Genomic DNA, 593 nt, shown 5'->3' with positions numbered 1-593 from the left:
GCTGAACGTCGTCAGCATCCGCGCGGCGGTCCACATATTCTCCGCCGGCCGGCCTTTGCGGGCTTGCGTGCCATCGGCCTTGCCCGTGGGCGGTGCGGTCTCGTCCTGCGCGATCGCCACGTAAAGAAGGCGCTGGCCATCCTTGCCGTCGAAGCGGATCGCGCCGGAGCGCTCCCAGCTGTGGAGGTAGTTCTGCACGGCGGCGCGGCTGGCGCCGTCAGATCATCGGCGGTGAAGCGCTCGAGGGCGCGCACCTTGTTCCAGACCTTCTGTCTGATCTCGATGCTCATGTGTAATCCTGTCTGCCTTTGGGCGCAGTGCCCGTGAAAAATGACTGTGCGCCCCATTCCTTCTGGCCGACCTTCTTGAGGCCGCGCACCCGTGCGAAATCGGCCACGCGGTCGAGATTGACGCAGATGCGCCGGATCGACGCGTTCGAGGCCTTGAGGATCTGCTCGCGAAGCTCTCCGGACACTTCGAGGCCGGGGGCGTAGATCGGCGCCAGGTGCCCCACATCACGCGCGTCCGCCGGCTGGGCCGCGACCCAGTCGAGCATCCGGCCGTGGATGCGCTCCCATTGCTGAAGCTTCTGG

At 66.4% G+C, this 593-nt stretch carries 1 protein-coding gene and 1 pseudogene; both read right to left on the bottom strand.

Annotated elements, in window-relative coordinates:
• The coding region (locus PMES_RS16370) for a hypothetical protein (RefSeq protein ID WP_159966774.1) at nucleotides 1-198 on the bottom strand (198 nt) is incomplete at its 3' end.
• Between the two features lie 88 nt (nucleotides 199-286).
• Nucleotides 287-593: pseudogene (locus tag PMES_RS16365) on the bottom strand (AAA family ATPase); the annotation flags it as partial.

The sequence above is a fragment of the Profundibacterium mesophilum KAUST100406-0324 genome, assembly GCF_009835145.1.
Classification (GTDB): Bacteria; Pseudomonadota; Alphaproteobacteria; order Rhodobacterales; family Rhodobacteraceae; genus Profundibacterium; species Profundibacterium mesophilum.
Note: the sequence above shows the minus strand (reverse complement) of the source record. Positions and strands in the feature narration are given on the sequence as shown.